Consider the following 1,966-nt stretch of genomic DNA (forward strand, 5'->3'; position numbering starts at 1 on the left):
TTTTTTTTGGAATATTTTTTTAAAACTGCTTGCAGGTTTGGAAAATGGTTGTATATTTGCACCCGCAAAACGGATGAGTGACTCAGAAACACGGGTCCGGAGTAGCGGAGATGACAAGAGACAAGTTCATTGAGATATTGGAATTGACAGCGTATGGTCGTCCCGGGAAACCGTGGCGGCTGTATCGAAACTAAACTAAGAATAGTACCTGAGAATTTTTTGAGGAGAGCTTTTCGTAGTGCTTGGATATTATTTAAGACTACACGATGAAGAGTTTGATCCTGGCTCAGGATGAACGCTAGCGGCAGGCCTAACACATGCAAGTCGAGGGGTAACACGGGGAGCTTGCTCCCTGGTGACGACCGGCGCACGGGTGCGTAACGCGTATACAATCTACCTCCTACTACAAGATAGCCCAGAGAAATTTGGATTAACATTGTATGGTATCCTATTACGGCATCGTATTTAGGATTAAAGGTTACGGTAGGAGATGAGTATGCGTCCTATTAGTTCGTTGGTAGGGTAACGGCCTACCAAGACTACGATAGGTAGGGGCCCTGAGAGGGGGATCCCCCACACTGGTACTGAGACACGGACCAGACTCCTACGGGAGGCAGCAGTGAGGAATATTGGACAATGGAGGGAACTCTGATCCAGCCATGCCGCGTGCAGGAAGACTGCCCTATGGGTTGTAAACTGCTTTTATACGGGAAGAAACGCCCCCACGTGTGGGGGTCTGACGGTACCGTAAGAATAAGGACCGGCTAACTCCGTGCCAGCAGCCGCGGTAATACGGAGGGTCCGAGCGTTATCCGGAATCATTGGGTTTAAAGGGTCCGTAGGCGGGCAGCTAAGTCAGTGGTGAAAGTCTGTGGCTCAACCATAGAATTGCCATTGAAACTGGTTGTCTTGAATCGTTGTGAAGTGGTTAGAATGAGCAGTGTAGCGGTGAAATGCATAGATATTGCTCAGAATACCGATTGCGAAGGCAGATCACTAACAACGTATTGACGCTGAGGGACGAAAGCGTGGGGAGCGAACAGGATTAGATACCCTGGTAGTCCACGCCGTAAACGATGGATACTAGCTGTACGGACTCCGGTCTGTGTGGCTAAGCGAAAGTGATAAGTATCCCACCTGGGGAGTACGTTCGCAAGAATGAAACTCAAAGGAATTGACGGGGGCCCGCACAAGCGGTGGAGCATGTGGTTTAATTCGATGATACGCGAGGAACCTTACCAGGGCTTAAATGCATTCGGACAGGGGTGGAAACACCCCCTTCTTCGGACTGATTGCAAGGTGCTGCATGGTTGTCGTCAGCTCGTGCCGTGAGGTGTCAGGTTAAGTCCTATAACGAGCGCAACCCCTGTGGTCAGTTGCCAGCGAGTAATGTCGGGAACTCTGGCCAGACTGCCGGTGCAAACCGTGAGGAAGGTGGGGATGACGTCAAATCATCACGGCCCTTACGTCCTGGGCTACACACGTGCTACAATGGCAGGTACAGAGGGCAGCCACACCGCGAGGTGGAGCGAATCCTTAAAACCTGTCTCAGTTCGGATCGGGGTCTGCAACTCGACCCCGTGAAGCTGGAATCGCTAGTAATCGGATATCAGCCATGATCCGGTGAATACGTTCCCGGGCCTTGTACACACCGCCCGTCAAGCCATGGAAGCTGGGGGTACCTGAAGTCGGTGACCGCAAGGAGCTGCCTAGGGTAAGACCGGTAACTGGGGCTAAGTCGTAACAAGGTAGCCGTACCGGAAGGTGCGGCTGGAACACCTCCTTTCTAGAGAAAGCCCGCGAGGGCAGAAGGGTGCGACGAGAAGCGTATGCTTTTCAGAACAGGGTGCTATTTTTGGTTTAGCTGTCAATTTTATAATATAATGCAGTCTCATAGCTCAGCTGGTTAGAGCGCTACACTGATAATGTAGAGGTCGGCAGTTCGAGTCTGCCTGAGACTACGATA

General features: G+C 51.2%; 1 tRNA gene and 1 rRNA gene. Both read left to right on the forward strand.

The window, feature by feature from the left end:
- The first annotated feature begins 263 nt into the window (after nt 1-263).
- Nucleotides 264-1,786 (forward strand): 16S ribosomal RNA (locus C8D94_RS15065).
- Between the two features lie 101 nt (nt 1,787-1,887).
- Nucleotides 1,888-1,961: transfer RNA gene (locus C8D94_RS15070), tRNA-Ile, on the forward strand.
- Nucleotides 1,962-1,966: the final 5 nt, after the last annotated feature.

The organism is Marinirhabdus gelatinilytica (assembly GCF_003353425.1).
Lineage (GTDB): Bacteria > Bacteroidota > Bacteroidia > Flavobacteriales > Flavobacteriaceae > Marinirhabdus > Marinirhabdus gelatinilytica.